We start from the raw sequence: 26,078 nt of genomic DNA, 5'->3' as shown, positions 1-26,078 counted from the left end.
GTCGCATGGCTATTCGCTCCCGTCGACCTGATGCCGCCGGATTCCGCGCGTGGCTCGCGCGCGAGTCTCCGCGGCAAACGATCGCAAGTGCGCTGAGCGGAGCCGTCATCCTCATATTCATGCCGTGGTCGTTCGACACCATCTGGACCAGCCGATTCGCGGTATTCGGTATCTTGCTCGTGCCGTACGGCATCGCCATGGTGGTGCTCGCGCTGAGCTACGCCCTGCTCACCTTTATCGCGTTTCGTGATCGCACCGGTGACGCCCTCGCAAGCCTCGCACGGCACTCGTCGCCGCGCACACTACTCGAACGGCGAAGGATGCAGTTCTTCGGCACGAACGAGGGCTCGCTCGCGGTGACGGTCGCCATCGTCTCGCTCATCTTCGTCGCCATGCTTCTGCTCGACCCCGAGGTGCGCGAGGTGGAATGGGCAGTTCCGGCAGTACTCGCCTCGGTGCTCAGCTCATGGGCGCTCATCGTCACGAGCTTCGCGGTGAAGTACCTCCGCGAGTGGGCTGTTGCATCCGCCATTACCTTAGAGGCCGATAGCGAGCCGCCGCAGTTCAGCGACTTCGTCTTTCTCGCGGTGCAAATGTCGACCGGCTACGCGGCCGGACTTGGCCATTTCCGCACCTCAGCGGCAAGGCGCACGGCCACCTTTCACAATGTGCTCGCGTTCATCTTCAACAGCGTGATCATCGCACTGCTCGTGACCGTCGCCTTGCCGGCTGTGGTCTAGCGTGCCGCCGCTTCGAGCGCGAACTGCGCATCCGGGTCGTCAACCGGCTTTTTGACGAGCGGTGAGAGCGCCACGGCCACGAGACTCACAAAGCCACCCACGAGGAAAGCGTGCTGTGCGCCCTCGACTTGCGCGGCTGCCGCATCCAGCCCCCGAGCTTCGGCAGCACCAGCGCCGATCGCGAGCACCGCGATAAACACGGCAGTGCCCGCGGCGCCCGCGAGCTGCTGCAGCGTGTTCATAATCGCCGAACCGTGCGAGTAGAGCGGGCGCGGCAGCGAGCCGAGCGAGGCGGTCATGAGCGGGGTCATGAGCATCGACATGCCGACACTCATGAGCACGTGGAATGCGGTGAGTTCCCACAGCGGAGTGTTGTCCCCGAGCATCGAAATGAGGAAGATGCCTGCTGAGACGACGACGGTGCCGGGGATCACGAGCGGGCGCGGCCCGACCTTGTCGTAGATGCGACCGATGAACGGCGCTGCCAGGCCCATGACGAGACCGCCGGGCAACAAGAGCAGCCCCGCATCCAGCACCGAGAGACCGCGACCAAGCTGCAGGTAGAGCGGCATGACGATGATGGTGCCGAAGATTGAGGCCATCGCAATCATCACGACGATCACGGCGACGGTGTAGTTGCGCGAGCGGAACGGCCGGAAATCGAGGAGCGGCGTGCCGGTGCGGGTGAGTCGGTTCTGGTAGATCACGAAGATCACGAGCGCGATGGCGCCCGCGGCGAGCACGACGACCGGCAACCAGTTGCCCGCGAACACCTCAGAGATGGTCGAGAGACCGTAGACGATGCCGCCGAAGGCAACGGCTGAGATGAGTAGCGACGGGATGCTGATGCGCGCGCCGATGATGTCTTCGTCGGTGCGGATGAGGATGAGACCGAGCACGAGCGCGATCACCGCGAGCGGCAGCATGATGAAGAAGATCCAGCGCCAGTCAAGCGCTTGAATGATGAGGCCCGAGACGCTCGGGCCGATTGCCGGGGCGACCGAGATGACCACCGAAATGAAACCCATCACGGTGCCGCGGTGTTGCACGGGCACCGAGGTGAGCATCGTCGTCATGAGCAGCGGCATGATGATCGCCGTGCCGATGGCCTGGAGCACCCGGGCAACGACGATGACCGCGAAGGTCGGGGCGAGCGCCGCGAGTAGGGTGCCGAGGATGAACGATCCCACCGCGAACATGAAGATCGCGCGGGTGGTGTAGCGCTGAATGATGAATCCGGTCGCCGGAATCACGATCGCCATCGTGAGCATGAAGCCGGTCGACAGCCACTGGGCGGTCGTCTGGGTGACTTCAAAGTCGGCCATGAGATGCGGGATGGCAATGCCAAGCGTCGTCTCATTGAGGATCATCATGAACGCGGTCACGACGAGCACCGTCATGACCGGGACGACGCGGCCAGTGAGCTTTTCTTGCTCTTCGGCGGTTGGCATCGTGTTGATTGGGCCGGTGATGGGCCCGGGTACTTGAACGGCTCCCGTTGACGTGTCGTCGTGGTCGCGCTGGTTCGTCATCACATACTCTTTCGATTTGTCGCCCGACACGGTCGGACGTAACCGAGCTACCTTACGCGAGTATGCAAACGAATACTATGGCGGGGTGGTCACCCCTCCTACAGGTCGGCGAACAGCAACGCCGGGCGCTCGATGCGATCGGTGACGAACGTGAGGAAGGCGCTCGCCGCATCCCCGTCACACACGCGGTGATCGAACACGAAGCTCACCGTCATCACCTTGCGCACCGCAAGTTCGCCATCAACGACCCATGGACGCTCCTTGAGTCGCCCGATGCCGAGCATCGCCGCCTGCGGCAGGTTGATAATCGGCGAGGCGCCATCGACACCGAAGCCGCCATAGTTGTTGAGCGTGAAGGTGCCACCGGCAAGCTTTGCGGGCGGGAAGTTCCCACGCTTCGACTCTTCGACGATCTCGCCGATCCTCTCGCGCAATTCGCGCAGGTTCATCTGCTCAACACCGTGCACGACCGGCACGGTGAGGCCACGCGGAGTCTGCGCGGCGACGCCGAGGTTGATGGCGGCGTGCTCGACGATCTCGTTGGCCTTGGCATCGAAGGATGCATTGAGGCGCGGATGCTGCGCGAGTCCGGCCACGACGATGCGCGCGATGAGCGTGGTGAGGCTGAACTTCTCGCCGGTGGCCTGCTGGAGTTGGGCGCGCAGATCGAGCAGCGGCGTCGCGTCGACGTCGAGCCAGATCGTCGCCTTGGGTACCGAGGCGTGGGATTCGGCCATGTGCTCGGCGACCAGTGCGCGCATCCCAGTGACCGGGATGCGAGTGTCTTCGCCGACGGCGTGCGCTGACTCGTAAGCTGCGGCACTCGCCTCGTGCGCTGAGGCACTCGAAGCGCCACCGAGCACCGCCACGGCAGCCTCAACATCAGCTCGCACCACGAGCCCGTTGCGGCCGCTCCCGGCCAGGTGACGTGCGTCAAAGCCGGCCTGCTTTGCCTCGCGGCGCACGAGTGGCGACATCACGGGCGAGTTGCGCGACTCGTCGATGAGGTTGGCGTCGTGGTCTCGATCCGGCCTGCGGCCTACTCGACCACCCAGGTTTTCATCGCCGATTGGCTGGTCGAGTAGCGCGGAGCGCGTATCGAGACCACCCGCACCACCACCCACATCACACTTCGACCGCTTCTTGAAGCGCCCGCCTTCCGGTCGCGCCAAGCGCACCGTCGACTCCTTGAGTCCGTAGCCGGTGAGGACGGCACCCGAGTACTCAGACGAAACCGCATCCTCTTCGCGCGGTGCTTCGAGAGCCTCAGCACGCTCGAGAGCCTCAGCACGCTCGGGAGCCTCAGCACGCGAACCCTCCTCGGCAACGCGAATGAGCACATCGCCGAGCTCAATCACATCTCCGACACCGCCGCACAGCTCAGCAACCGTGCCCGCAAACGGCACCGGCAACTCAACAACCGCCTTCGCCGACTCGACCTCAACAATGATCTGGTCGATCGACACGGTGTCGCCCACCGCCACATGCCAGTTCACAATGGTCGCCTCGGTGAGTCCCTCACCGAGGTCGGGCAGCTTAAATTCGCGCAGCTGCGCAGTTGACGTCGTCATCACCACTCCCAGGTGTCAAGAGCCGCGAGCACACGCTCAGCGGTCGGCAGATAGAACTCCTCGAGCTTCGGCGAGGGATAGGGCGTGTCGAACCCAGCGATTCGCAGGATCGGCGCATCCAGCCAGTGAAAATTGCGCTCGGTCACGCGCGCCGCAACTTCGGCGCCATATCCGCCGAATTGCGCGGCTTCGTGGATGACCGCGGCGCGCGAAGTCTTACGCACCGAGGCCGACACGGTCTCGTCATCGAAGGGCGAGAGCGATCGCAGATCGACCACCTCGACCGACAGGCCCTCTTCGGCACCGCGGGTGGCCGCATCCATCGCCGTGCGCACCGAGGCGCCATAGGCAATGAGCGTCACATCGGTGCCCTCGCGCACGACGCGGGCGCTCGAGAGCGGCAGTTCGGCGTCGGCGCCGCGGGTAACTTCCCCGCGCATCCAATAGCGGCTCTTCGGCTCCATGAACACGACCGGATCCTGCGAATCAATCGCCTGGCGAAGCATCGAGTAGGCATCAGCCGGGTTCGACGGCATGACCACCGTGAGGCCCGGGGTCGACGCCCAGTAGGCCTCGGAGGAGTCGCTGTGGTGCTCGACGCCACCGATCGCACCGGCGGTGGGGATGCGGATCACCATCGGCAATTCCACCGCGCCGCGGGTGCGGTTACGCATCTTCGCGACGTGCGAGACCACCTGCTCGAAGGCGGGGTACGAGAACGCGTCGAACTGCATCTCGACGACCGGACGCATCCCGGCCATCGCCATGCCGATCGCGGTGCCGACGATGCCCGACTCGGCGAGCGGGGAATCCCACACCCGCTCGGGACCAAAGTCAGCCGCGAGACCATCGGTGACGCGGAAGACGCCACCGAGGGGGCCGACATCTTCGCCGTAAATCACGACGCTCGGGTCATCGGTGAGGGCGTCACGCAGGGCGGCACCCAAGGCACCGGCCATGGTGAGCTTTTCAGTCGCGGGCGTCGCGGTCTCGTTTGCCGCACTGGGGCTCAGGGTGGCGGTCATGACGCAAGCTCCTCGGTTTCGTGCTGGGCAATTTCGGCTTCGAGCGCGGCGCGCTGTTCAAGCAGGGATGCGCGCGGCGTCGCATAGACGTGGTCAAACATCTCGAGCGGGTCGAGGTTTGGGGTGGCGTTCATGGCATCGCGGGTGGCGGCGGCGAGTTCTTCCGCGGCGGCGGTGATTTCTTCTTCGACGGCGTCGGTGAGGAGATCCTTTGCGCGCAGGTAGGCAGCGAGCCGCGAAATCGGGTCGGCAAAGCCCCAGCGCTCTTGCTCGAGCTTTTCGCGGTAGCGGGTGGGGTCATCCGAGTTCGTGTGCGCTTCGAGGCGGTAGGTGCGCGCTTCGATGAGCGTCGGCCCCTCGCCGCGACGCGCCCGGGCAACCGCATCGCGCACGACCGCGATGACCGCGGCGACGTCGTTGCCATCGACCCAGACGCCGCGCATGCCGAGGCCGGCGGCGCGGTCGGCGATGGAGCGCGACTTGGTCTGGTGGTCGATCGGCACTGAGATCGCGTACTGGTTGTTTTGCACGAAGAACACGGTGGGCGCGTTCCAGGTGGCGGCGAAGTTCATCGCTTCGTGGGCGTCGCCCTCGCTCGTGGAGCCATCGCCGAGGTAGGTGAGCGCGACAGTGTCGCGGCCCTGCAGGCGCTCAGCGTGCGCGAAGCCGACGGCGTGCAGCGCCTGGGTCGCGAGCGGCGTCGTCTGGTTCGAGATGCGGTGCGCGTGCGGGTCGTAGCTCACATGCCACTCGCCGCGGAAGAACGGCAGAATCTCGCTCGGCTGCATGCCGCGGGTGAGGAGCGCAATCGTGTCGCGGTAGGTCGGGAAGAGCCAGTCTTGGTCTTCGACGCCCATGACCGAGCCGATCTCGCCGGCCTCTTGACCAAGGGCCGAGGGATAGGTCGCGAGGCGGCCCTGACGGGTGAGGGCGGTGACCTGGGTGTCCCAGCGGCGGGCAATGACCATGCGACGGTACGCGTCGAGCAGGGTGTCATCGTCGGGCAGTTGGTAGCCGACGGACAGGTCACTTTCGTCGACCGCGCCAAGTTCGTCGATGAGCCGGATGGGCTGGGCGCCGGGAAGTTGCGCGAGCATCGCCTCGTGGGCGGCGATCGCTTGGGCTTCGGGGATGGCCGGCCCGCGTCGGTCGACCACAGAGACGTCGTTGTCGTGCATGTGAAGAGATTGGAGCCTTCTGGCTGTGTTCTCCAGCGGCGTTCGGCACTTAGGGGCGAGTGGTCCAATTGTCCGGCTGGAGCGGCCAGTTGTCCGGCGGAAGGCTTCCCCTCGAGCCAGTTGGCCAATGTCGCGCGATCTGCGTTTTGCGCCCCGATGACCCCACCAGAGACCACATCGACGCGAAAAGTGCAGATCGCGCAACAAGGCCCTCCCTAACCAACCGCTTTGGACCCCCTCAAGTGCCGCCCCGCCCGAACAAATTCCAGAATCTGCCGTTCGCACTCCTCCCACCGCAACACCACATCCCAGTAGGTAAAGCGCAGGACCGTGTACCCCATGCCATGCAACTCGCGGTCCTTGCGGCGGTCCCGACCGAAGTCGGATTCACCTGAGTGGTACTCGAACCCATCGATCTCGATGACCAACCAGTTACCGATGAGCACGTCCACCGGCCAGACTCCGATCCGCACCTGAATGTCGAAGCGGAGTCTCATGCGCTTCAGGTGAGTGCGAACGATCGACTCGACTCCTGACCCGGAACGCGAATCAAGTTCCGCTACAGCCCAACGCATCGCCGCATTTCCCGCATCCGCGTGCGTCTCGAGCGCGTAGCGCGAAGCCATGCCCGATCGCAGCATGGAGTCGAGCATCGCCACGAGTTCAATCCGGTCAACGCACTTCGACGCAACATGCAAGGAAGTGGCGAGGTCATCAATGGGACTGGTGATGGCATCGGCATGCGTGTGGAGATGTGCACCCTTGGCGCATCGTTGCACTCGCGGGTCCCGGGACCATCCTTCTCTCGTGTGCCTTGGCACGCGCAAGTGAAGTTGACTCGTTTGCGGCGTCCAGACGCCAAGTTCCTTCAGTCGGCTGACACAGCTCACGGCGCCACCCAATGCACGTGCTCGGCCAACCGAGGACCACTGAATTTGCGGATGCGAGTACAGCCCTGGCCGTACTCGCAGTAGCTGTTTCGACGCGACCAGGCTCTGCAATTGCCGTGTCGAGTATCCAACTTCCCGAAGCATCCGAGTTGTCATCGTGCCGCCATGCGCGGTGAAGCGTTGTGCCAAGTTCACGGCGCCAGGATTGGCCCATAAGTTGGCCAATTGGTCCGTCCAGGTCTGGGTCTGTGGATGGATCAGTTTCCACAGCCGTGGCGGTCGCGGTTACGGAATCTGCACTTTTGGGGTCTTTGACCCTCCACAGCGCATCAATGAACCCAAAAGTGCAGATCGCGCAACGGCCCCCACGCGGATCACCCTGCGCCTGCGCCAGCTCAGTCCACCGCCCCCAGGGGATCGCGAGCCCGCTCGGCAATCACGAGGTGCGTGCGCACCGAGGTGACGCCCGGCAGTTTGAGTACGCCGCGCAGCACAATTTCACTGAGCACCTCGTGGCTCGGCGCCGAAATTTCGACGATGTAGTCGACGTCGCCAGCGATCGTGAGCACTTTCGACACAAATGGGATGCTCGCAAGCTCGGTCGCGAGCTCGCTCCCAGCAGGCGTCGCTCCGGTATCAATCGCAAGCACCGCGTGCACTGGCAAACCTGCCTTGCCGAGATCGACGTCAGTCGAAAAGCCGGTGATGACCCCCGCATCCATGAGCGCCCGCACCCGCGTGTGGGCGCTCGACCGCGAAATATGCACTTCTTCGGCGAGCTGCCGAATCGAGCGGCGAGCATCCTGCCGCAGCGCTCGCAATAGCGCGAGGTCAATGTCGTCGAGTGTGCGCCCTTGCATACCGTCCATCCTCACATGCGTTCGCGCGAGGCGCGGGTGACCAGCACCATGCCGCCGAGCACGAGGAGGCCGCCGAAGATCTGCGCGAGCGTGAGCGGGGCACCGAAGAGCACCGCGAGGAGTGCGGTGAACACCGGAAGGAGGTTGAGGTAGACGCCGGCAGCGTTCGGTCCGACTCGCGCGACGCCGAAATTCCAGGCCACGAGCGCGCCCACCGACGCAAAGATCGCAATGTAGAGGATGCTCGCAAGCGCCGTCGGCGAGATGTCGAGACTCAGCCCACCCGAGATTGCGGCGAGCGGCAGGGTGATGAGTGTCGCGAACGCGACCTGCATGGTGGAACTCGTGAGCGGCGGATCGACAACCGCGCGGCCCCGCACGGTATAGATCGACCAGCAGATCACGGCGAGCACCATGTAGAGCACCCCGAGCCCGAGCGATCCGGGGTTGACGACAATGTCGCCGGGCCCGAGCAAGACGATCACGACACCAACGGTCGAAATTGCCATGCCGATAAGTTCTTGGCGCAACGGTCGCGAGCGCAGCATCCACGACGAAAGCAAGAGAATCATCGCCGGGTTGATCGCCTGCACGAGCGAGGCGTTCACCGGTGAAATCTGCTCCACCGCGAGGTAAGTGAACACCGAGAAGCCGACGAGGCCGGTGAACGCCTGCCCGAGGTGCGTTGGCCAGCGGCGCAACACCTCACCCCAGCGCGGGCGATCAATGAACCACGCAAGTGCAAAGATGAGCGGCAGCCCGAACAGCCAGCGCCAAAAGCTCAGCCCGAAGGCCGAGACCTCCGCGACGGCGGCGGGCGAGAACACGAAGTTTCCGGCCCAAAAGAGGTTGGCGGCAACGAGTGCGGCGATTGCCAGTTTCATGCGAGCGCAGCGCGGAGCCGCTCGCGCTCAACGAACCACTGCGCGTGCGGCTCGCCGTCGATGACGACCACCGGGATGAGTTCGCCGTACGCGGCCTGCTGGCGTGCATCCTCGTCAATATTGTGTCGGCGCAACTCGGCACCGGCGCGAGCGGTCTCTTCATCGACGATCGCGAGCGCATCCTCGCAAAGGTGGCAGCCGGGGCGCTCGTAGAAGTCGACGATCACGGCAGCAGCATTTCGTCATCGCTGAGCGGCACCGTACGCACAGCCCGGCCGCGCCAGCGCAGGGTGAAGATCGCGACGAAGGCGGCGGCCAGCGAGCCAAGAATGACGCCGAGATGCGCGAACTCGATATCGATGCCTTGGCCACGGAAGGCGAGTTCACCGATGAGCAGCGACACCGTGAAGCCGATGCCGGCGAGGCCACCGAGCGCGGCGACGTCCTTGAGGTCGAGGTTGTCGTCGAGTTCGAACATCGGCAGCTTTCGCAGAAGCACCACCGTCAGGAAGATGCCAATGGGCTTGCCGACGAATAGACCCAGGAACACGCCGAGGAAGATCGGGTTGGCAAGCGCATCCAGGAATGAGCCATCACCGGCCGCGAACGGAACGCCGGCGGCAAAGAACGCGAAAACGGGCAGCGCGAGGCCCTGCGAGATGGCGTTCCAGTCGTGCTCGAGGTCTTCGGCGAGCGAGATGTCTTGGCCGCGATGCGGGAGCGCGGGAACGACGAGACCGAGCAAGACGCCGGCGATGGTCGCGTGCACACCCGAGCGCAGCATGAGGTACCAGGCGAGGATGCCGAGTGGCACGAGCAGCCAGATCTGGTTCCAGCCGCGCTTGAGGCAGAACGCGTAGAGGGCAATAACCGCAAGGGATGCAACGAGCCACCAGAGCTGCAACGCCGAGGTGTAGAAGATGGCGATGACGACAATACCGAGGAGGTCATCCATCACCGCGAGGGTGAGGAGGAACACGCGGAAGCCCGAGGGCAGGCCCTTGCCGAACACGGCGAGGAGGCCGAGCGCGAAGGCGATGTCGGTGGCGACGGGCACGGCCCAGCCGTGCAGTGCGTCGACGCCAGAACTCGCGACCACGGCGACGTAGACGAGCGAAGGCACGGCCATACCGCCGACGGCTGCGGCGATGGGGAGGGCGGCCTTGCGAGGGTCGCGCAGTTGGCCGGTGACGAATTCGCGCTTGAGCTCGATGCCGACGACGAAGAAGAAGATGGCGAGGATGCCGTCGCTCGCCCAGTGGCCGACCGACATGTGGTCGATGCCGAGGAAAGGGATCGGCAGGTCGAAGTTCTTGACGCCCTCATAGAACGGCGCGAGCGGGGTGTTCGCGAGGATCATCGCGATGAGTGCGGCGACGAGCAGGAGCGTGCCGCCAACCTTGCGGGAGTTGAGCCGCTCTTTGAGCGAGAACGTATCGTCGGGCCGACCCGGTTGCACGTGGACCATTTGCTTAGCTTAGGGCCGCCGACGGTGGGGTCTCGATACGCTTCGCTACTCGACCAACCAGACAGTGGCTGGTCGAGTAGGAGCGAAGCGACGAATCGAGACCACCGCCTCGCCCCGGAAACGAGCAACGCCCCGACAGAATGTCGGGGCGAACCTCGGTGTTACTTCTTGTTGCGACGCTGGTGGCGAGTCTTGCGAAGCAGCTTGCGGTGCTTCTTCTTCGACATGCGCTTGCGACGCTTCTTGATGACGGAACCCATGGGCTCTCCTCAGGTCGTTTGGAAATTGCGCTCGGACGAGCTTACTACGCCGTTCGCTCGCTGCGCCCCGTGCCGGAGATTGCATCCTGTACAGAAGACTCAGGCACCCGGAATGAGCGACCGAACTTCACAGCAGGCAACTCACCCGCGTGGATCATTCGGTACACGGTCATTTTCGACACGCGCATGAGCTCAGCCACTTCGGCCACCGTGAGGAAACGGATGTCTGACAGGTCTGCCGCCATACTCTCGGGATCCTTCCACCTGTGACGAATGTGAACGGGAGTTGCTCTCAGCGTAGGGTGTCGCGTCGATTTCTCCAAGTGAAGGCGTACACTGCCCACTCATCAATTTGCGCGCATCGGGTGCATCGCACCCCTCAGGTGAGGACTAGCATCGAGGCATGTCCCTGCTCAAGCGAGTCCGTGACGTCATCGCGGGCGTGAGCATGCAGTCCCCGAGCCGCTTCGCCGTGCTCGTGTTCACTGCGATCATTTTCTTCTGGTCGCTATTGCTCTGGTTGCCCATTTCGGCGGCCGATGGCCAGGCAACGGCCTACCACGAGGCGCTGTTCACGGCGGTTTCGACCATCTGCGTCACCGGGCTATCGGTTGTCGACATGGGCACGCACTGGTCGACCTTCGGCAATGTGGTCATCTTCCTCGGCATTGAGGTGGGCGCCGTGGGCGTGCTCACCCTCGCCTCGATTCTCGGCACGGTCGTCACCCGCAAACTCGGTCTGAAGCAGCGCCTCATTGCCGCATCCGATGGCAATGCCCTGCGCTTGCACCGCGGCGCCGTCTCGGAATCGCAGGCGGTGCGACTCGGCGAGGTCGGTGGCGTGCTCGTCACCGTCGCCCTCTCACTCATCGTCATTGAGACGGTGATTGCGCTGCTCATTCTGCCGGTGTTCATCGCCTCAGATGACTACCAACACTGGTGGGATGCAGTAGCCCACTCGTTCTACTACGCTGCGAGCGCCTTCACGAACACCGGTTTCGCCCCGAATCCGGGCGGCGTCGAGATCTTCGCGGGTAACGCCTATTTCCTCGGATGCTTGGGGCTCGCCGTCTTCCTCGGCTCGCTCGGCTTCCCGGTTATCTTCTCGCTCGCCCGCTGGGTGCGTACGCGCCAGCACCTCGGCGTGCACGTGAAGCTCACGATCGTGACCACGACCATCCTGTTCTTGCTCGGTTGGCTAGTCATTTGGCTGCTCGAGGTGAGTAACCCGAAGACCATCGGTGGCCACGATGCCGCGTTCGGTATTTTCACCGGCGGTTTCCTCTCGGTGATGACCCGCTCGGGCGGCTTCGCGAACGTCGATATCAATGCGCTCAACGATCAAACGATCGTGGTGATGGACCTCCTCATGTTTGTCGGTGGCGGCTCGGCCTCGACCGCGGGCGGTATCAAGGTGACGACGCTCGCGATTCTTTTCTTGGCCGCAGTTGCCGAGGCGCGCGGTGTGGAAGATTTGCAGGTGTTCCGCCGCCGCATCCCGGTCGATGTCTTGCGCCTTGCCGTCGCGATCACGCTCTGGGCCGTGACCATTGTCGCGGTGTCGTCGATTCTCGTGATGCAACTCAGCGGCGCCGGCTTACGCGAGGCGGTGTTTGACACCATCAGTGCGTTCGCCACCGTGGGACTCACGACGGGACTCACGGCCGAGGCGCCACCGGCCGCCACCATGGTGCTCGCCGTCACGATGTGGCTCGGCCGCGTCGGCACCGTCACCTTTGCCGCGGCGCTCGCCTCATCTGAGCGCCGCCAGCTCTACCGTCTGCCCGAGGAAAGGATCATCGTTGGCTGACCCCATCCCGTCAAATGCCCCCGTGCTCGTGATCGGCCTCGGCCGCTTCGGTGCCGCGACCGCTGGCCAGCTGCAGCGGCAAGACCGCGAAGTGCTCGCCGTCGACACCGATCCGCAACTCGTGCAGAAGTGGGCCGAGCGTGTCACCCACGCGGTGCAGCTCGACGCCCGAAATATTGATGCGCTGCGGCAGATCGGTGCGCAGGAGTTTGCCGTCGCCGTGGTCGCGGTCGGCACCTCGATCGAGGCGAGCGTGCTCGTCACAGCGAACCTCGTCGACCTCAAGATTCCGCAGATCTGGGCGAAGGCGATGTCGGCGACGCATGGCCGCATCCTCAAGCGCATCGGCGCACACCACGTGATTTATCCCGAGGCTGAGGCTGGTGAGCGCACCGCGCACCTGCTCAATGGCCGGATGCTCGACTTCATCTCTTTCGACGATGAGTTCGTGATGGCGAAGATGTACCCGCCGAAGCCGATTCGCGGGCTCTCACTGCGCGACTCGGGCATTCGCACGAAGTACAAGATCACCATCGTCGGCGTGAAAGCGCCGGGGTCGGAGTTCACCTATGCGACGCCCGACACCGTCATCTCAAACCACGACCTCATCATCGTCGCCGGCACGACCGACGAGGTCGAGAAGTTCTCGGCGCTGCGCTAGCCGAGCGCCGCCAGGAGCGCGCGCACGGCGGCGGCGCTCACTGCGGCCGCCTCGTCAACGCCAATGTGAAAGTCGACGCCGGCTTCCGGCCCACACAGGTCGCTCACGCCGCGAATTGAAATGAACTCGACGCCCGTCGCATGGCACACCTGGGCGATCGCGCACGATTCCATATCGGTGGCAACAGCGTCGGGGAACGCCTCGCGCATATCGGCGACATTGCGCGCGGTGACGAAGGTATCGCCCGAGAGGATGCGGCCAACAAGTTGCGCCTTCGGCCGCGCGGCTTCGACCAGGCGCGGGGATGCGGGGAAGCGCACGGGCTGGCGCGGCACCTGGCCACGCTCGTAGCCGAACTCGGTTGCATCCGCGGTGCCGTAGGTGCAGTCGGTCGAGATCGCGACGTCACCGACGCGGCTCTCGCGGCTGAGGCCTCCGCAGGTGCCAGCCGAGATGATGCCTTCGACGCCGCGAGCGCCGATCACCCAGGTCGCTGCGGTGGCCGCCGCCACGAGGCCAATGCCGGTGGTGACGATGGTGACCTCGCGGTCGTCGAGGATGACGACTTCGGCCTCGACATTGGCAAACGGCGTCGGATACTCCTCGCGCTCGGTTGCTGCTGCGAGGAAGGGCGCGGCCTCTTCCGGCATGGCGCAGAGAATGGCGACGTTATGCAGCATCGGTCTTGAATACCTGTTCCCAGTCGTCGCGGCGCAGCAAGAAGGCCGCGACGGCATCCTTGGCGCCCTGCAGAGTGTGGTGCGCACCCCAGCCGCACTGTTCTTCGTTGGCCGCGGGCACCGCATCCGCGTCGAGGAGGTCGGTGAGCGTGCGCTCGAGGAGCGGCAGGAACTCGTCGGGTTCGACCCCGAGGGTGATCGCGTAGAACCCGGTGCGGCAGCCCATTGGCGAGAAGTCGATGAGCTTGTCGGTGTGGTTGCGCATGAGTTCGGCAACGAGGTGCTCGATTGAATGGATCGCCTCGGTATCGAGGTGCTCGGTGTTCGGCTGGGTGAAGCGCACGTCGTACTTCACGAGTTCGTCACCGCCCGGCAATTGCTTGCGATCGGCAATGCGCACATAGGGCGCCGCAACCGCGCGGTGGTCCAGGTTGAAAGATTCCACGTTCATCCGCATGGGTCTAAGCCTAGGCTCCCGTGCCACGCAGGGCGGTTTGGGCAAGCAGGCGCCCATCGCGCAGCTGCCAGATGCGCACGCCGCCGCCAATGACCGGCAGCGCGGCAATCGCGACCGATGGCTGGCCGTTCACCTTGGTGAACTCGATGAGCTGCCCGTCTTCGGAGAGCACGCGCATCCGCCGAATCGAGGCAACGCTGTCTTCGGTGTCAATGTTCGAGTTCAGTCGCACGATCCAGCCGGTGGTATTCGGCACGGTTGCGGGTTCGGTGGGGTACACGCGGTGGAGCGCGGTCCGGCTCGCTCCATCGAGTTGGGACTTCACAAACAGGATGAGCAGTGGCATCACAAAAAACCAGGGGAAGGCAACCCAAAGTGTATTCCAGAGCCAGACATCGGCGATCGTCTGATCCCATTCGCGCCGCGGCTCCTGCCAGGCGCCGGCCGGAATACCAACCACCGCGGGCAGCGCGACGAGCACGAAGGCGATGAGCGCGAACCACCAGTCGCGCGGATTCGCCCGTGCATGATTCCACGCCGCCCAGGTGCGCGCGAGGCGGTCGGCAGATTCGGGCGGGGCCACGAGGCGGATGCGGTCAAGCGGATGTTCGCGCACCGGGCTCGTCACGCGCGCCGCGGCCTGCTGCACATCGCGGGCCGGCATATCGACCACCGGTCGGCCCCAGGGCTTCCGCAGCACTGCCCGTTGCGCCTGCACGATGACCGGGCCGTTCGGGAGCACCCACGCGTCGACGAGGTCGCCCACTTCGGGGAGTGCATCGGTGGTGAAATGGCCCCTGCCGGCGAGTTGGGCGATTCGGTGCTCGTAGCCGCCGATGCGCACGGTGAGCAGGAAGCGACCGGTGTGGAGGTGCCGCATCCCGGGGTTGATTCGAGACTCGATCACCTCGCCGATCTCGTGGCGTGCCTGGTCAAGCTGGGTCAGGCTCCTGCGCAGGGCGCCAGTCTGCTGGGCCTGCCGAATACTGCCGAAGATGAGGATGAGCGCGATCGTGACGATGAGCGTGCCCGCCACGACGAACCAGGTGTTCCAGAACAGGCGCATCCGACCTTCGGTTTGCCACAGCATGCCAACGAGCATCGGGATGCCGAGGGTGAACAGCAGCGTGAGGAGGATCCACCACACCCACTTCGTCGGGTTGAAGGCGGAGCCGCTGAGCTTGAGTTCTTGAAAGCTCGGCCGCCGGTGTGGTGCCTCGTCAACTTCGGTGAGTCGGAGCAGGTTGTGCTGCTCGCCCTGCTTCAGCCGCACCTGCGTGATCGTTGTGGTCATGGCCGCAACGTAACAAGCTGAAGCAACCTACCGATCACAAGTTCAGTGTTGAACTCACGCGGCGCGCAGGGCGGTCTGGGCGAGCATCCGTCCGTCGCTGAGCTGCCAAATACGCACGCCGCCGCCGATGACCGGCACCGCCAGTTGTGACAGCGACGTTGCGCCGTGCACCTTCGCGAAGTCGACGAGCTGGCCGCCTTCGGTGAGCACCCGCATCCCAGTGACCATGGTCTTGCCGTCGTCGCTATCGATATTCGAGTTGAGACGCACGATCCAGCCGGTGATGTTCGGCACCGGCATCGGGTCGGCCGGATAGACACGGTGAAGTGCCGAGTGCCCCGCCGAGCGCACCACGTAGTAGGCAAAGAGCACCAGCGCCGGGCCGATGAAGAACCAGGGAAACCCGAGCCAGAGCAAATTCATGCCCCACACGTCCGACCAGCTTTCATCAAGACTCGGGTCAGGTCCTCGCCACGCTTCGAGCGGAACCCCGATCGCAAGCGGGACGCCCACGAGGATGAGCCCGACGAGCACGAAGAGCCAGTCAGAGCGTGTGACCTTCGTCTCGCCCCATTCGGCCGGCGTGCGCGCGAGTCGGTCGGCAGATTCGGGCGGGGCAACGACACGGATGCGGTCAAGCTTGCATGCCCGCACCGGGCTCGTCACCTGAGCGGCAGCCCGCTGCACCTCGACCGCGGGCATGCCGACGACCGGCCGCCCCAGAGGCTGGCGAGGCACTCCCTTCGGTGCTTGCACGATGACCGGACCGTTCGACAGCACCCACGCATCCACGCGGTCGCCAACTTCGGGGATGGCTGAGGCAGTGAAGTGGCCGGGGTGGGAAATGCGGGCGATGCGGTAGTCATGCCCGGCGATGCGCACTGTGAGCAGGAAGCGTCCGTCGAAGAGATGTCGCATGCTGGGGTTGACTCGTGACTCGACCACTTCGCCGACCTCGTGGCGGGCCTGGCCGGGCTGCGCGAGGCCAGCGCGCAACGCCTGGGACTCTCGATATCTCATGACGCTGCCAGCCAGGGCCAAGAGCGCGATGACGAGGATCAGCGTGTCGGCGACAACAAACCAGCTGTTCCAGAAGAGGCTCGTTGGATCATCAGTTCGCCAGAGGAAACCAATGAGCACCGGGATGCCCGCAGTGAACGCGGCGACAAGGATGAGCGACCACGCCCACTTCGGCGCGCCGAATGCTGTGGCGCTCATGCCTAGCTCTTGAGCCGTCGGCAACCGATGCGGGGCTTCATCAACTTCGGTCAGTCGCAGCACGTTCTGCGCCTCGCCGTGCTTCAGCCGAGTCACGTTAGTCGTTGAGGCCATGCTCGGAAGCTATCAAGGCGAGGGAGACTACCGATCACAGCTTGGCGCTACGGCGTTACCTGCAGTTCAAGCAGATCGCGCAACAGCAATCGATCGACGCGATTTCCATCTTCGGCAAGCCAATCGCCCGCCTCGCGCAACATCGACTCGACCGACGCCAGGCGCACGCGCGCCCAGGTACGAGCGTTGTCAACGGCAAATTCGCCCGGTGCATCCGGCACGATCGTGAGCCAGCCGCGCACCTCGGCGACATCGCCAAAGTACTCGTGCAACCGCTCGACGCGGTGCGGAAAATCGATCGTGCCATTCACCGGTGAGCCGTCGCGGGTGAGCGCGCCGCGGGCATCGACGGCGTAGTCACCGGTCGCGCGCAGTTCATCGTCGATGAGGGCGAGGCGGCGACCGGCGAGAATGGCCGTCGAGATCGTCGCGATTTCAGGATCGCCGCCGGGCAGGCGCAGTCCGTGCACGATGCGCACGCCGGGGATGCGGGCAAGGGCCGCGATGCGCTCGCCAACGATCTGCTCGGCATATTGGCGACGAACCGGATGCACGCCCGGGGCCGAGTGCGTCATGGCGGTCGCGCCCGGGGTGCCGTAAACCTGCTGCTCACTGTCGGCCGCCGGGGCTGACTCATCGGCGAGGCGCATGAGCAGGCGCTCGAGCGACATCTTGCGCGCGCGGGGTTTGAGGCCCCACCAGGCAAGCATGGCGAGGGCGACCACGACGAGCGCGGCGACTCCGCGCAGCACGTGGGCTGAGAGCGGATCGTGCCCGCCTGAGATGATGCCAGCCATGCCGTCGACGAACGAGAGCGCCCCCGAGAGGGCCGATCCGGCAATGACGAGCCAGTAGATGGCGTTCGCGAGCGCCGGATTCGAGCCGCGCGAGCGCAGCACAAGCCAGACGAGCCCGCCCACGAAAATCACTGCCGCAACTGGCCACCACGGGGTGGCGAGCGGCGACATGGGTAGGGAGAGGAGCACCACCACCGCGAGGCTCACGAGCAGGAACGGCAGCACCGTGGCAAGTTCGCGCGGGCTCGGCGGCGGGGCGACAGGCGCCGTACCCGGCCACACTTCGGCGGGTCGGTGCCAGGCGCGGCGGTACCACCCGAGGCGGCGCACATCGACGCTCGGTTTCGGGATGCGGTCAAACGCGGGTGCCTCACTGCCAGCGGCCGCGTGCCGGGCAGCGGGTTGCGCCGGTGAACGCGGCGGTTGCGCCGTGCGCGGGGCGCGTTGCTGTTGGCGCAGGCGCACACCGGTGCGCGCGGGCGTCGGCAGGCCGCGGGTGGTGGCAAGCCAGGCGTCGTGCTCGGCGCGGTGTCGCGGGTGCGAGAGCACCTCGACGGCGAGCCGCACTCGGGTGAACTCTTCGGCATTGCCGCCGAGGTCAGGGTGGGTCTCGCGCTGTCGGCGTCGCCCGGCGCGGCGAACCTCTTCGTCGCTCGCCGAGGGGTCGAGACCGAGCACCTCATAGAGGTTCTCGGGAAAGTCGATGTGCCGCGCCATTGGTTGCAATTACTCCTTAGGCGCCAGCGGCGAGTTCTTCGCTGCGACGCACATTCGCGCGCAACGAACGGGTAAAGAGGTCGGCGAGCTGGGCATCCTCGAGCACGGCAATCGACCGCTCGGTCGTACCGTTCGGGCTCGTGACGCGGCGACGCAATTCGGCGGGACCCGCATCCGGGTCGGCAACGACCATCTCGACCGCACCGCGGAAGGTCTGCACAACCGACTCAGTGGCGGTCTCAGCGTCGAGGCCGAGCGCCTGACCCGCCTCGATCATCCGCTCAATGAGGAGGTACACGTGCGCGGGACCGGAGCCGGTAAGCGCACCCATCGTCGGAATATCGGCTTCGGGGAGCTCCACCACCTGGCCGACCGACGCAAACACTTCGTGCGCAAGCGCCATGGCCTCGGCGTCGGCGCCGGGGCCAGCGCAGATAGCCGTCACCCCGAGTCCGAGGGTCGCGGGCGTGTTCGGCATGGCACGCACGACCCGGATGCCCGCGGGCAGATGCGCCGCGATGGTCTTGGTCTCGAGCCCCGCAGCGATCGAAATGACGAGCGCGCCGGGTTCGAGATCGGCCGCGATGTCGTCGAGGAGATCGGGCACCATGGCTGGCTTCACGCCGACGATGACCAGGCCCGCGCCGCGCACGGCTTCTCGGTTGGCGTCGGGGTTTGATTCGAGGGCTGCGGCCGTGACGCCGGGGCGCTGCGAGAGCGCATCCGCGCTTGATTGTGAGCGCGTCGTCACGCGCACCGGGTCGGCCAGCGCAGAGCCTGGACGGGTGAGTCCGGCGAGAATGGCACCGTTCATATTGCCGGTGCCGAGCATGGCGATCCGCGGGAGCGCGGGCTTGTCGATCTGCGTCACGCGCTCGAGTCTAGGGTGCGTGCGGGTTCATCGTCGTATGCTGGACTCATCCAATCCCCACCGCCGAGGAGACGATCGTGTCGAACCCCACCCTCACCGCCGAGATTCGCGAAGCCCTGCTCACGAGCATGTTCGTCGACGAGGTCGTGCAGGTTCGCACTACTCCGGCTGAGGGTGCACCCGATGTGGTGGGCGTGCGAGTCGCCCTCACTAACGTTGACGACCTCTACTCGCTGCCGCCGGTGATTGCCGAACTGCGTCAGCTCGTGCGCGAGGCCGCGGGTGGCGTTGAGGCCGTGTTCATTGAGCCCGATGTGACCGCGCCGCAGCGCGAGACGGTGACCACCGAGGCCATCGTCTTCCCCAGCTGGGACTAACTGGCCCAGCTGGGACTAGCTGGTTCTCGAAGTACCCCTCTCGTGAAGAACTACCCCACCCATGCGTGGGGTACTTGTCCACGAGAGGGCCACTTGCGGCGTCGTTAGTCGCGAAAGAACTCACGCAGGGGCGCCGCGCACTCTTCAGCGAGTACACCGGCGACGACTTCGGCCTGCAGGGGCACCCGTCGATCACGGATGAGGTCATACTGCGATCCGGCCGCGCCCGCCTTCTCATCCCAGGCACCAAAGACCACCCGCGCGACGCGCGACGTGAGCGCCGCTCCCGCGCACATGACGCAGGGTTCGAGCGTGGTGACGAGCGTGCATCCATCGAGTCGCGAGGTGCCGAGCACCTGCGCTGCTTGCCGCAGCGCAACAATTTCTGCGTGCGCGGTCGGGTCACCGGTCGCCTCGCGCTCGTTTCGGCCGCGGCCAACAATCTCACCGGATGCATCGGTCACCACCGCGCCGATCGGAATATCTCCGGTGGCCGGGGCCTGGAGCGCTTCGTGCAGGGCCGCGCGCATGAGCGCGAGGTGCTCGTCGCTTGGTCGCATAGACGCTCCTCTGGTTGATGCTTGACCGCGAGATACAGCTTCGCTCGCTACGCTATCGATCATGCAGCTGCACGTCGCGAATCACCCCCTCATCGACCACAAGATGACCCTGCTTCGTGATGAGCGCACGCCATCACCGGTGTTCCGCGAGCTCGTCGCCGAACTCGTCAACCTCCTCACCTACGAGGCGACGCGCGGCCTCCACGTCGAAGACGTGCAGCTACGCACTCCCGTGAGCGAGATGACCGGCACCCGGGTACGGGAGCCGCTGCCGCTCGCCGTTCCGATTATTCGCGCGGGGCTCGGGATGCTCGATGGCTTCTTGAAGCTCATGCCGAATTGCGAGGTGGGCTTCGTCGGCATCCGTCGCAATGAAGAGACCCTGCAGCCAGAGACCTACGCGAAGCGTCTGCCTGACAACCTCGCGCACCGGCAGTGCTTTGTGCTTGACCCAATGCTCGCCACCGGTGGTTCGCTCGCGGCGACCGTGCAGTTTTTGAAGGATGCGGGTGCGAGCGAGATCACGGCAATTTGCCTGGTTGCCGCGCCGGAGGGTGTTGAGCTCATGCAGCGCGAGTTCCCCGAAGACGATGTGCACGTGCTCGTGGCCGCACTTGATGAGCGTTTGAACGACGACGGCTATATCGTGCCGGGCCTCGGGGATGCGGGCGACCGCCTCTACGGCGTCGCGGTCTAACGTCACAGCACTTCGAGCGCCTCAGTGCACGACTGCGTGCTGAGGCACTCGAAGCACGAAGTCTTGACATCGAACGAGCCGACGGGCTAATTTGTCGAACATGACTGCAACGACTGCACGCCCTGTGACCGCCCTCGAGGTGGCAGGACGCGCTGGCATGATGATGGCCGGCGCGGTTGTGCGTTGTCGAATGTGTCGCTAACGACGCTCCGAACCGCAGTATCTCCGCTTCCCTGAAGCAGCTCACTCCGCTCACATCTCGAGCACCGAGGCTCGCATCTCGACCACTGAGCTTCCCGCGTCATCACCACGACGCCGTCACGGGCACGTCCGCCCGACTTCCGCCGAAGCGCGCCCAACGCAGCGCCGGCGACATCATCAGTAAAGGACCACATCATGGCCATCGCCAACGTCACCCCGATCCGTCAGCACCAACCTGCACCCGCTCGCCCGCACCTCGCCGCCGTTCCTGAAGCACCCGCCGCCTACGCCGCATCCGAGCGCACCGCCGCGCCCGTGACCGCAGCCCCCGAAGCCCGTGGCTTCGCGCTCTATGTGGGCCTCGACCACGCCGATAACGACACGCTCACCGAGCTCGTCACCGCTCTGCGCGAAGTGCTCGCCGAGCGCGCCCCGACCGCCGGTAGCTACGCATCCGTCGCCTTCGCCCCCGAGGGTGCACCCGGCCGCGCCATCGACCTCGTGCGCCTTGCTCTGCAGGAGCCGCGCGCCGTCGCCGAATCGCGCGCCGCGCGTCAGCTCGCCGAGCGCGAAGAAGAGGTGCGCCGCACCGCCGCCAAGGTGATCATCGACACCTCGCGTAAGCGCGTATCGGTGCACGGCGACAACGCTGAACTCACCTACAAGGAGTTCGAGCTGCTCCAATCGCTCGTACTTCGTGAAGGCCGCACCGTCACCCGTGACGAAATCATCGATGTGCTTTGGTCCGATTCGACCGAAGAGCGCCCGCACGAACGCACTATTGACGTGCACGTGCGCCGCCTGCGCAAGAAGCTCGGCGAGTACGCCGATGTCGTGCGCACCGTGCGCGGCGGCGGCTACCGTTTCGACCGCCACGCCGATGTGCGCATCGTGCACGCACCGGCTCCGTCGCCTGACCGCGTCTAATTCAAGAAAAATACCCCGGTGGTATCACCTGAACGTAAGTGACTTATCGGTATCATCAAGGTAAATGGCTAGCTCGTCGATTCATCCAACAGACGCCTGGGAGGCGCTCTTTCGCGCCCAGGTGTCCATCATGCGCGACCTCCGACGTGAGTTCGTGGACGTCGGCATGTCGATGAATGAGTACGACGTGCTCTTCAATATTCACCGCGAACCGGGTCACCGGGTGCGCTTGCGCGACCTCAACGCCTCGGTGCTCATCACCCAGTCGTCGGTGTCGCGATTGGTCGATCGCCTGGTGGCGCGCGGTTTCATCGCGAAGTCCGAGGATGAGTTCGACGCGCGCGGCACGATCGTTGAGCTTACCGAAGAGGGCCAGGCAGCGTTCCGTTCGGCGGGTCGCGTGCAGACGCGCAGCATCCAATCTCGCGTTGGCAGCGTGCTCTCGAAAGAAGAGCTCGCAACGCTCACCGATCTTTGCAATCGACTGCGCGGCGACGATTGCGGCGGCGTGCGGGAACCGCTCGCGTGAACGGCGCCGAGCCGAATACGCTCGCGTACGAGTTTCGGGTGCTTGCTGATCCGACGCGCCTGCGCATCCTCGACCTGTGTCGGGAGCCGGCAACGGTGTCGTCGCTCGTCGATCAGCTCGGTTTGGCGCAGTCGACGGTGTCGCATCACGTGAAGGTGCTGCTCGATGCCGGGTTCGTCTCGAGCGAGCGCTCGGGCACCTGGAGTCACTATTGCGCCGAACCCGCACGGTTGCGGGAGTTGGCCGCGATGATTTCGCCGGATGCTGAGGCTGCGAACGAGGAAGGCGCACGCTCATGAAGCCGGTCGCGTTGATCACCGGGGCGAGCAGCGGCATCGGTCGCGCACTCGTCGAGGAGTTGCGAGCTACGCACGAGATCGTGGCGCTTGGCCGCGATGCTGGGCGACTCGCCGAACTGGATGCGTGGCGCACGCTCTCGGCCGATCTGCAGGATGCTGCAGTGTTCGAGCCCGGTGGTGCCGTGTTCGCGCTCGTTGCCGACTTGCCACGCCTCGATGTGATCGTGCACTCGGCTGCGGTCGGCACGCCATGGTTGCTCGATGCGACCACCGCTGCGGAGTGGCAGCGGCAGCTCGCGACGAACGTGATTGCACCGGCGTTGCTCACCACGCTCGCGATGCCGAAGTTGCGCGAGGCGCATGGCACGGTGGTGTTCATCGGCTCGGGCGTCTCAATTCGCCCGGCACGCGCCATGGGTGCCTATGTCGCCTCGAAGCATGCGCTAAAGGGTTTGGCCGACACGCTGCGCCTCGAAGTTGAGGGCGATGGTGTGCGGGTGGCGACGGTGCTCCCTGGCCAGGTGGCGACGCCGATGCAGGTGGAGTTGCAGGAGGGCCTTGGCGGCACCTACTCCCCCGAGGATTACATCCGACCCGAGTCGATTGCTACCGCCGTGCGCTACGTGGTGGATGCGCCGGTCGAGGTGCAGATCACCGATCTCGCCGTGCGTCCGCGCGGCTGGCAGCTACGGTAGGTGTGCCAATTGGAACCTGCACTGTGACGAGTGGATCGCATCCTGATGCTGCGTCGCCACGCGCAAAGCGCTGACCAGCCATTTTTCGTGGCGTGCATAGGCATGTGGCTCCGCTTGGGACGAATCCGGTTCCACTTGGCACGCCCGCGGTTCCACTTGGCACGCGGCTAATGTGTCGCAAGGCCTTCGCTGCTCCAAAGCTTGCGACCCCGGCGCATCACCACGACCATCCCGATGATGAAGATCGCGGAGATGATCGGCACCGACACGAACCCCCAGCCATAAGAGCCGGTGGCATCGCGCACGAGGCCCCACAGCGGCGCGCCGACCGCGGTGCCGATCGGATAGGCCGAGCCGAGCACGCCCCAGATCGCCGGGAAGTCGCGCTGCCCGAAGGCGTGCGCGGCAACGAGCGGCGGGGTGACCGTGCCGTTCGCGAAGCCGATCGCGATGACGAGCATGCAGGCGATGTATGCCCACAGGAGCGTCATGTACGCCGAAATGAACACGACAATCGCCGCCAGACTCAGCGTGATGACGAGTGCGCGTTCGATACCGATGCGGTCAATGAGCCAACCGAGCGCGGGCTTGTAGAGCACAAGCGAAAGGGTCGTGACGGTGAGGATGAGCGAGATGCTCGCATCCGGCACATTGATGCCCCAGGGTTGCAACTTGAGGTAATTGACCAGGTGTTGGTTCATCGAGTGCACAATGCCCATGAGAAGCACCGAGCCGAACAGGATGTAGAGCCACGGCGTCTTCATTGCCTCGGCGCGGGTAAGCCCCGGGATGCGCTCAGCCGCGAGCGATTCCTTGGGATCGGTCGGTCGCTCGCCGGCACCATAGGCACGCTCGCCGACATCCTCGGGCACATTGCGAATGAGCAGGATGGCCGGCCCGACGCTGAAGACGAACATCGCGATCGCGACGACGACCATGCCGAGCTGCCAGCTCGTCGAGGCGATGAGCCCCGGCAGGATGCTCGAGAACGCCGCGCCGCCAACGCCGGTGCCAGCGAGCACGAGGCCGAGGATGAGCGCCCGTCGCGCCACAAACCAGCGGTTGACGAGCACGATCGGCACGTATTGCACCGAGAGGCCCACGCCGATGCCGACGATGAGGGCGGCACCGTAGAAAATCCAGAGCGCGGTGGCGAGGCTGAAGAGGAAGAGCCCGATGGCGGCGATGGTGCCGCCGAGCATGAGGAGCTTGCGCGAGCCGAGCTTCGGCAGCAATTGCGCGGCGACGGGCATCGCGAACGCCGAGGCGAGGCCGTAGATCGTGTAGTAGAGCGTGAACGTCGAGATTGCCCAATCGGGATGCTCGGCAAGCACCGCGTTCGTGAAGAAGCTCAGTGCGGTGATGGTGATCGAGAGCGCGATGGCGGTGAGCCCGGCGCCGATGGCAACTCGCAGATGCGGACCAGGAATGCGACCAGCATCAGTGGTCTGGGCCTGTGGAGCGGACATCGGAACCCCCTCATGCGCGGTGCGCGGGCGCTCTTGCCCGCGCACCTTCGAGCCTAGGTCGGGTGGGTAACGAAGATCCAGGGAGGATCGTTCGCTGAGGTTCCGCCCCGGCCGTTCGCTGAGGTTCTCGAAGCGCGCTGGCGCCCGACACGCCTACAGGATGCCGTGCCCCTCTTCCATCGGGTCGCGCACCTCACCGGGAGGGGTGCCCTCGCCGAACGGTGAGCCACCGAGCGCTTCGCGGCCGTGCTCGGTGAGCCAATTGTCGAGCTCGGGGCCGAGCGGCACGATGCCGAGCGGGTTCAGGTCGCGGTGCACCTCGTAGTAGTGGCGCTTGATGTCGACGAAGTCGGTGGTGTCGCCGAAGCCTGGGGTCTGGAAGAGGTCGCGCGCGTAGGCCCAGAGCACGGGCATCTCGCTGAGCTTCTGGCGATTGCACTTGAAGTGGCCGTGGTAAACGGCATCGAAGCGCACGAGCGTGGTGAACAGGCGCACATCCGCCTCAGTGATGTGGTCGCCCATGAGGTAGCGGCGGGTCTCGAGCCGTTCCGAGATCTTGTCGAGTGCCGAGAAGAGGCGGTCGTAGGCGGCGTCGTAGGCCGATTGCGAGCCAGCAAACCCGCAACGGTAGACGCCGTTGTTGATCTCGGTGTAGATGAAGCGCATGACCTCATCCACTTCTTCGCGCAGCGCCTCGGGGTAGAGGTCGGGAGCGCCCTCGCGGTGAAACTCCTTCCACTCGGTCGAGAAGTCGAGGGTGATCCACGGGAAGTCGTTGGTGACGACCGACTTCGTCGGCTCATCAACGATTGCTGGCACCGTGATGCCGCGCGGGTACTGCGGGTCGCGGGCGAAGTAGGCCTGCTGCAGGCGCTCATAGCCGAGCACCGGGTCGATGCCATCGGGCGACTTGTCGAAGGTCCACGAGCGCTCGTCGTGGACGGGACCGGCAATCGCCATCGAGATGACGTCTTCGAGACCGAGCAGGCGTCGCACGATGAGTGCGCGGTGCGCCCAGGGGCAGGCGCGGGCGACGACGAGGCGGTAACGGTTCGGTTCAACCGGCCAGGTTTCGATGCCCTCACCCGCGGGTCGCGCATCCTTGGTGATGCGGTCGTTGATGTAGCGGGTGTCGCGGGAGTACTCCTGCCCCGCGCTCGAGTAGGTGCCGGGCTTCGCGTGCTCGGGGCGCTCAGTCTCATGCGTAGTCATGGGATGCACGCTACTCGCGCGGGCTGGGAATGGCCCTCGGGGTGAAGCTTGTACGCGATGTGGCCCGCAAAGCTCAAGGCCCGTC

The 26,078-nt window shown here is 65.2% G+C and carries 29 protein-coding genes; 9 read left to right on the top strand and 20 right to left on the bottom strand.

The annotated features are described in order from the left end of the window. Positions 1-5: 5 nt before the first annotated feature. A complete protein-coding gene (locus EG850_RS10750; RefSeq protein WP_124973324.1) occupies positions 6-740 on the top strand; it encodes a DUF1345 domain-containing protein in 735 nt (244 codons plus the stop codon). Here the strand turns inward: EG850_RS10750 and EG850_RS10745 are convergent. The 11 genes from EG850_RS10745 to EG850_RS10695 form a co-directional block, all read right to left on the bottom strand. After that, positions 737-2,272 carry an MDR family MFS transporter gene (locus EG850_RS10745; protein ID WP_235829299.1) on the bottom strand — a complete coding sequence of 512 codons (1,536 nt, stop codon included), beginning with the start codon at positions 2,270-2,272 and terminating at the stop codon, positions 737-739. The two genes, EG850_RS10750 and EG850_RS10745, sit on opposite strands and share 4 nt — an antisense overlap. A gap of 98 nt (positions 2,273-2,370) precedes the next feature. Next, positions 2,371-3,843, bottom strand: a complete 1,473-nt coding sequence (locus EG850_RS10740) for a dihydrolipoamide acetyltransferase family protein (RefSeq protein ID WP_124973322.1) — start codon at positions 3,841-3,843, stop codon at positions 2,371-2,373. Then, positions 3,843-4,868, bottom strand: a complete 1,026-nt coding sequence (locus tag EG850_RS10735) for an alpha-ketoacid dehydrogenase subunit beta (RefSeq protein WP_124973320.1) — start codon at positions 4,866-4,868, stop codon at positions 3,843-3,845. Before EG850_RS10735 ends, EG850_RS10740 begins: the two co-directional genes overlap by 1 nt. Further along, complete coding sequence (gene pdhA, locus EG850_RS10730; protein WP_235829298.1) at positions 4,865-6,046, bottom strand: pyruvate dehydrogenase (acetyl-transferring) E1 component subunit alpha; 1,182 nt, start codon at positions 6,044-6,046, stop codon at positions 4,865-4,867. The genes EG850_RS10735 and pdhA overlap by 4 nt, the downstream gene beginning before the upstream one ends. A gap of 215 nt (positions 6,047-6,261) precedes the next feature. Next, positions 6,262-6,699: an endonuclease domain-containing protein gene (locus EG850_RS13305; protein ID WP_235829303.1), complete on the bottom strand. Its 438-nt coding sequence runs from the start codon at positions 6,697-6,699 to the stop codon at positions 6,262-6,264. A gap of 632 nt (positions 6,700-7,331) precedes the next feature. Beyond that, positions 7,332-7,796 (bottom strand): Lrp/AsnC family transcriptional regulator, encoded by a 465-nt coding sequence (locus tag EG850_RS10720; RefSeq protein ID WP_185715037.1) that lies wholly within the window; start codon positions 7,794-7,796, stop codon positions 7,332-7,334. Positions 7,797-7,807: 11 nt separating this feature from the next. Further along, complete coding sequence (locus tag EG850_RS10715; protein ID WP_124973315.1) at positions 7,808-8,680, bottom strand: DMT family transporter; 873 nt, start codon at positions 8,678-8,680, stop codon at positions 7,808-7,810. After that, entirely contained in the window at positions 8,677-8,907 is a 231-nt protein-coding gene (locus EG850_RS10710) for a glutaredoxin family protein (RefSeq protein WP_124973313.1), read from the bottom strand. Before EG850_RS10710 ends, EG850_RS10715 begins: the two co-directional genes overlap by 4 nt. Beyond that, positions 8,904-10,148: a Na+/H+ antiporter NhaA gene (gene nhaA / locus EG850_RS10705; protein ID WP_124973311.1), complete on the bottom strand. Its 1,245-nt coding sequence runs from the start codon at positions 10,146-10,148 to the stop codon at positions 8,904-8,906. Before nhaA ends, EG850_RS10710 begins: the two co-directional genes overlap by 4 nt. A 161-nt stretch (positions 10,149-10,309) precedes the next feature. After that, positions 10,310-10,408 (bottom strand): 30S ribosomal protein bS22, encoded by a 99-nt coding sequence (locus EG850_RS10700; protein WP_005504750.1) that lies wholly within the window; start codon positions 10,406-10,408, stop codon positions 10,310-10,312. A 44-nt stretch (positions 10,409-10,452) separates the two neighbouring features. Beyond that, positions 10,453-10,653 carry a helix-turn-helix domain-containing protein gene (locus tag EG850_RS10695; RefSeq protein ID WP_124973309.1) on the bottom strand — a complete coding sequence of 67 codons (201 nt, stop codon included), beginning with the start codon at positions 10,651-10,653 and terminating at the stop codon, positions 10,453-10,455. Between the two features lie 158 nt (positions 10,654-10,811). Here EG850_RS10695 and EG850_RS10690 point away from each other — a divergent pair, with 158 nt between their 5' ends. Beyond that, positions 10,812-12,218, top strand: a complete 1,407-nt coding sequence (locus EG850_RS10690; protein ID WP_185715036.1) for a TrkH family potassium uptake protein — start codon at positions 10,812-10,814, stop codon at positions 12,216-12,218. Then, positions 12,211-12,879 (top strand): potassium channel family protein, encoded by a 669-nt coding sequence (locus EG850_RS10685; RefSeq protein ID WP_124973307.1) that lies wholly within the window; start codon positions 12,211-12,213, stop codon positions 12,877-12,879. Before EG850_RS10690 ends, EG850_RS10685 begins: the two co-directional genes overlap by 8 nt. Here EG850_RS10685 and mtnN read toward each other — a convergent pair. From mtnN to proC, 6 genes are read right to left on the bottom strand one after another with little or no spacing between them, the layout of a single operon-like run. Then, positions 12,876-13,559, bottom strand: coding sequence for a 5'-methylthioadenosine/S-adenosylhomocysteine nucleosidase (gene mtnN, locus EG850_RS10680; RefSeq protein ID WP_124973305.1), 684 nt, complete (start codon positions 13,557-13,559; stop codon positions 12,876-12,878). The genes EG850_RS10685 and mtnN overlap by 4 nt on opposite strands. Beyond that, positions 13,549-14,010: an S-ribosylhomocysteine lyase gene (locus EG850_RS10675; RefSeq protein WP_124973303.1), complete on the bottom strand. Its 462-nt coding sequence runs from the start codon at positions 14,008-14,010 to the stop codon at positions 13,549-13,551. Before EG850_RS10675 ends, mtnN begins: the two co-directional genes overlap by 11 nt. A 16-nt stretch (positions 14,011-14,026) precedes the next feature. Beyond that, positions 14,027-15,310, bottom strand: coding sequence for a hypothetical protein (locus EG850_RS10670; protein WP_124973301.1), 1,284 nt, complete (start codon positions 15,308-15,310; stop codon positions 14,027-14,029). 54 nt (positions 15,311-15,364) lie between these two features. Further along, positions 15,365-16,642, bottom strand: a complete 1,278-nt coding sequence (locus tag EG850_RS10665; protein WP_124973299.1) for a hypothetical protein — start codon at positions 16,640-16,642, stop codon at positions 15,365-15,367. Positions 16,643-16,689: 47 nt separating this feature from the next. Next, positions 16,690-18,156 carry a J domain-containing protein gene (locus EG850_RS10660; RefSeq protein WP_124973298.1) on the bottom strand — a complete coding sequence of 489 codons (1,467 nt, stop codon included), beginning with the start codon at positions 18,154-18,156 and terminating at the stop codon, positions 16,690-16,692. Between the two features lie 16 nt (positions 18,157-18,172). Next, a complete protein-coding gene (gene proC, locus EG850_RS10655) occupies positions 18,173-19,027 on the bottom strand; it encodes a pyrroline-5-carboxylate reductase (protein WP_328588389.1) in 855 nt (284 codons plus the stop codon). Between the two features lie 77 nt (positions 19,028-19,104). On the opposite strand from proC, the gene EG850_RS10650 reads away from it, so the two are divergent. Continuing rightward, positions 19,105-19,404: a hypothetical protein gene (locus tag EG850_RS10650; protein WP_124973296.1), complete on the top strand. Its 300-nt coding sequence runs from the start codon at positions 19,105-19,107 to the stop codon at positions 19,402-19,404. Positions 19,405-19,508: 104 nt separating this feature from the next. On the opposite strand, the gene EG850_RS10645 is transcribed toward EG850_RS10650, so the two are convergent. Beyond that, positions 19,509-19,964, bottom strand: a complete 456-nt coding sequence (locus EG850_RS10645; RefSeq protein ID WP_214609552.1) for a nucleoside deaminase — start codon at positions 19,962-19,964, stop codon at positions 19,509-19,511. 61 nt (positions 19,965-20,025) lie between these two features. Here EG850_RS10645 and upp point away from each other — a divergent pair, with 61 nt between their 5' ends. The 5 genes from upp to EG850_RS10620 all read left to right on the top strand — a co-directional run bounded on the left by upp (position 20,026) and on the right by EG850_RS10620 (position 23,312). After that, the gene (gene upp, locus EG850_RS10640; RefSeq protein ID WP_124973294.1) at positions 20,026-20,661 is read left to right on the top strand and encodes a uracil phosphoribosyltransferase; all 636 of its coding nucleotides are present in this window, start codon (positions 20,026-20,028) and stop codon (positions 20,659-20,661) included. Positions 20,662-21,057: 396 nt separating this feature from the next. Further along, positions 21,058-21,789 (top strand): winged helix-turn-helix domain-containing protein, encoded by a 732-nt coding sequence (locus tag EG850_RS10635; RefSeq protein ID WP_124973292.1) that lies wholly within the window; start codon positions 21,058-21,060, stop codon positions 21,787-21,789. Between the two features lie 130 nt (positions 21,790-21,919). After that, entirely contained in the window at positions 21,920-22,318 is a 399-nt protein-coding gene (locus EG850_RS10630) for a MarR family winged helix-turn-helix transcriptional regulator (protein ID WP_235829297.1), read from the top strand. Further along, positions 22,315-22,617 carry an ArsR/SmtB family transcription factor gene (locus EG850_RS10625; protein ID WP_185715035.1) on the top strand — a complete coding sequence of 101 codons (303 nt, stop codon included), beginning with the start codon at positions 22,315-22,317 and terminating at the stop codon, positions 22,615-22,617. The genes EG850_RS10630 and EG850_RS10625 overlap by 4 nt, the downstream gene beginning before the upstream one ends. Continuing rightward, positions 22,614-23,312 (top strand): SDR family oxidoreductase, encoded by a 699-nt coding sequence (locus EG850_RS10620; protein ID WP_124973286.1) that lies wholly within the window; start codon positions 22,614-22,616, stop codon positions 23,310-23,312. Before EG850_RS10625 ends, EG850_RS10620 begins: the two co-directional genes overlap by 4 nt. A gap of 167 nt (positions 23,313-23,479) precedes the next feature. Here EG850_RS10620 and EG850_RS10615 read toward each other — a convergent pair whose 3' ends face one another. Together EG850_RS10615 and EG850_RS10610 are read right to left on the bottom strand one after the other, a co-directional pair. Beyond that, the gene (locus EG850_RS10615) at positions 23,480-24,781 is read right to left on the bottom strand and encodes an MFS transporter (RefSeq protein WP_124973284.1); all 1,302 of its coding nucleotides are present in this window, start codon (positions 24,779-24,781) and stop codon (positions 23,480-23,482) included. 153 nt (positions 24,782-24,934) lie between these two features. Then, complete coding sequence (locus EG850_RS10610; RefSeq protein WP_124973282.1) at positions 24,935-25,993, bottom strand: glutathione S-transferase family protein; 1,059 nt, start codon at positions 25,991-25,993, stop codon at positions 24,935-24,937. Between the last annotated feature and the right edge of the window lie 85 nt (positions 25,994-26,078).

Origin of the sequence: Gulosibacter macacae (genome assembly GCF_003865375.1) — a bacterium.
Taxonomy (GTDB): Bacteria; Actinomycetota; Actinomycetes; order Actinomycetales; family Microbacteriaceae; genus Gulosibacter; species Gulosibacter macacae.
Note: the sequence above shows the minus strand (reverse complement) of the source record. Positions and strands in the feature narration are given on the sequence as shown.

Excerpts from the sequence above, each read along its gene's own strand:
- EG850_RS10750 (WP_124973324.1), top strand. The coding sequence starts at position 6 with ATGGCTATTCGCTCCCGTCGACCTGATGCCGCCGGATTCCGCGCGTGG.
- EG850_RS10745 (WP_235829299.1), bottom strand. The coding sequence starts at position 2,272 with ATGACGAACCAGCGCGACCACGACGACACGTCAACGGGAGCCGTTCAA.
- EG850_RS10740 (WP_124973322.1), bottom strand. The coding sequence starts at position 3,843 with ATGACGACGTCAACTGCGCAGCTGCGCGAATTTAAGCTGCCCGACCTC.
- EG850_RS10735 (WP_124973320.1), bottom strand. The coding sequence starts at position 4,868 with ATGACCGCCACCCTGAGCCCCAGTGCGGCAAACGAGACCGCGACGCCC.
- pdhA (WP_235829298.1), bottom strand. The coding sequence starts at position 6,046 with ATGCACGACAACGACGTCTCTGTGGTCGACCGACGCGGGCCGGCCATC.
- EG850_RS13305 (WP_235829303.1), bottom strand. The coding sequence starts at position 6,699 with ATGCTCGACTCCATGCTGCGATCGGGCATGGCTTCGCGCTACGCGCTC.
- EG850_RS10720 (WP_185715037.1), bottom strand. The coding sequence starts at position 7,796 with ATGCAAGGGCGCACACTCGACGACATTGACCTCGCGCTATTGCGAGCG.
- EG850_RS10715 (WP_124973315.1), bottom strand. The coding sequence starts at position 8,680 with ATGAAACTGGCAATCGCCGCACTCGTTGCCGCCAACCTCTTTTGGGCC.
- nhaA (WP_124973311.1), bottom strand. The coding sequence starts at position 10,148 with ATGGTCCACGTGCAACCGGGTCGGCCCGACGATACGTTCTCGCTCAAA.
- EG850_RS10700 (WP_005504750.1), bottom strand. The coding sequence starts at position 10,408 with ATGGGTTCCGTCATCAAGAAGCGTCGCAAGCGCATGTCGAAGAAGAAG.
- EG850_RS10695 (WP_124973309.1), bottom strand. The coding sequence starts at position 10,653 with ATGGCGGCAGACCTGTCAGACATCCGTTTCCTCACGGTGGCCGAAGTG.
- EG850_RS10690 (WP_185715036.1), top strand. The coding sequence starts at position 10,812 with ATGTCCCTGCTCAAGCGAGTCCGTGACGTCATCGCGGGCGTGAGCATG.
- mtnN (WP_124973305.1), bottom strand. The coding sequence starts at position 13,559 with ATGCTGCATAACGTCGCCATTCTCTGCGCCATGCCGGAAGAGGCCGCG.
- EG850_RS10675 (WP_124973303.1), bottom strand. The coding sequence starts at position 14,010 with ATGAACGTGGAATCTTTCAACCTGGACCACCGCGCGGTTGCGGCGCCC.
- EG850_RS10670 (WP_124973301.1), bottom strand. The coding sequence starts at position 15,310 with ATGACCACAACGATCACGCAGGTGCGGCTGAAGCAGGGCGAGCAGCAC.
- EG850_RS10665 (WP_124973299.1), bottom strand. The coding sequence starts at position 16,642 with ATGGCCTCAACGACTAACGTGACTCGGCTGAAGCACGGCGAGGCGCAG.
- EG850_RS10660 (WP_124973298.1), bottom strand. The coding sequence starts at position 18,156 with ATGGCGCGGCACATCGACTTTCCCGAGAACCTCTATGAGGTGCTCGGT.
- EG850_RS10645 (WP_214609552.1), bottom strand. The coding sequence starts at position 19,964 with ATGCGACCAAGCGACGAGCACCTCGCGCTCATGCGCGCGGCCCTGCAC.
- upp (WP_124973294.1), top strand. The coding sequence starts at position 20,026 with ATGCAGCTGCACGTCGCGAATCACCCCCTCATCGACCACAAGATGACC.
- EG850_RS10635 (WP_124973292.1), top strand. The coding sequence starts at position 21,058 with ATGGCCATCGCCAACGTCACCCCGATCCGTCAGCACCAACCTGCACCC.
- EG850_RS10630 (WP_235829297.1), top strand. The coding sequence starts at position 21,920 with ATGCGCGACCTCCGACGTGAGTTCGTGGACGTCGGCATGTCGATGAAT.
- EG850_RS10620 (WP_124973286.1), top strand. The coding sequence starts at position 22,614 with ATGAAGCCGGTCGCGTTGATCACCGGGGCGAGCAGCGGCATCGGTCGC.
- EG850_RS10615 (WP_124973284.1), bottom strand. The coding sequence starts at position 24,781 with ATGTCCGCTCCACAGGCCCAGACCACTGATGCTGGTCGCATTCCTGGT.
- EG850_RS10610 (WP_124973282.1), bottom strand. The coding sequence starts at position 25,993 with ATGACTACGCATGAGACTGAGCGCCCCGAGCACGCGAAGCCCGGCACC.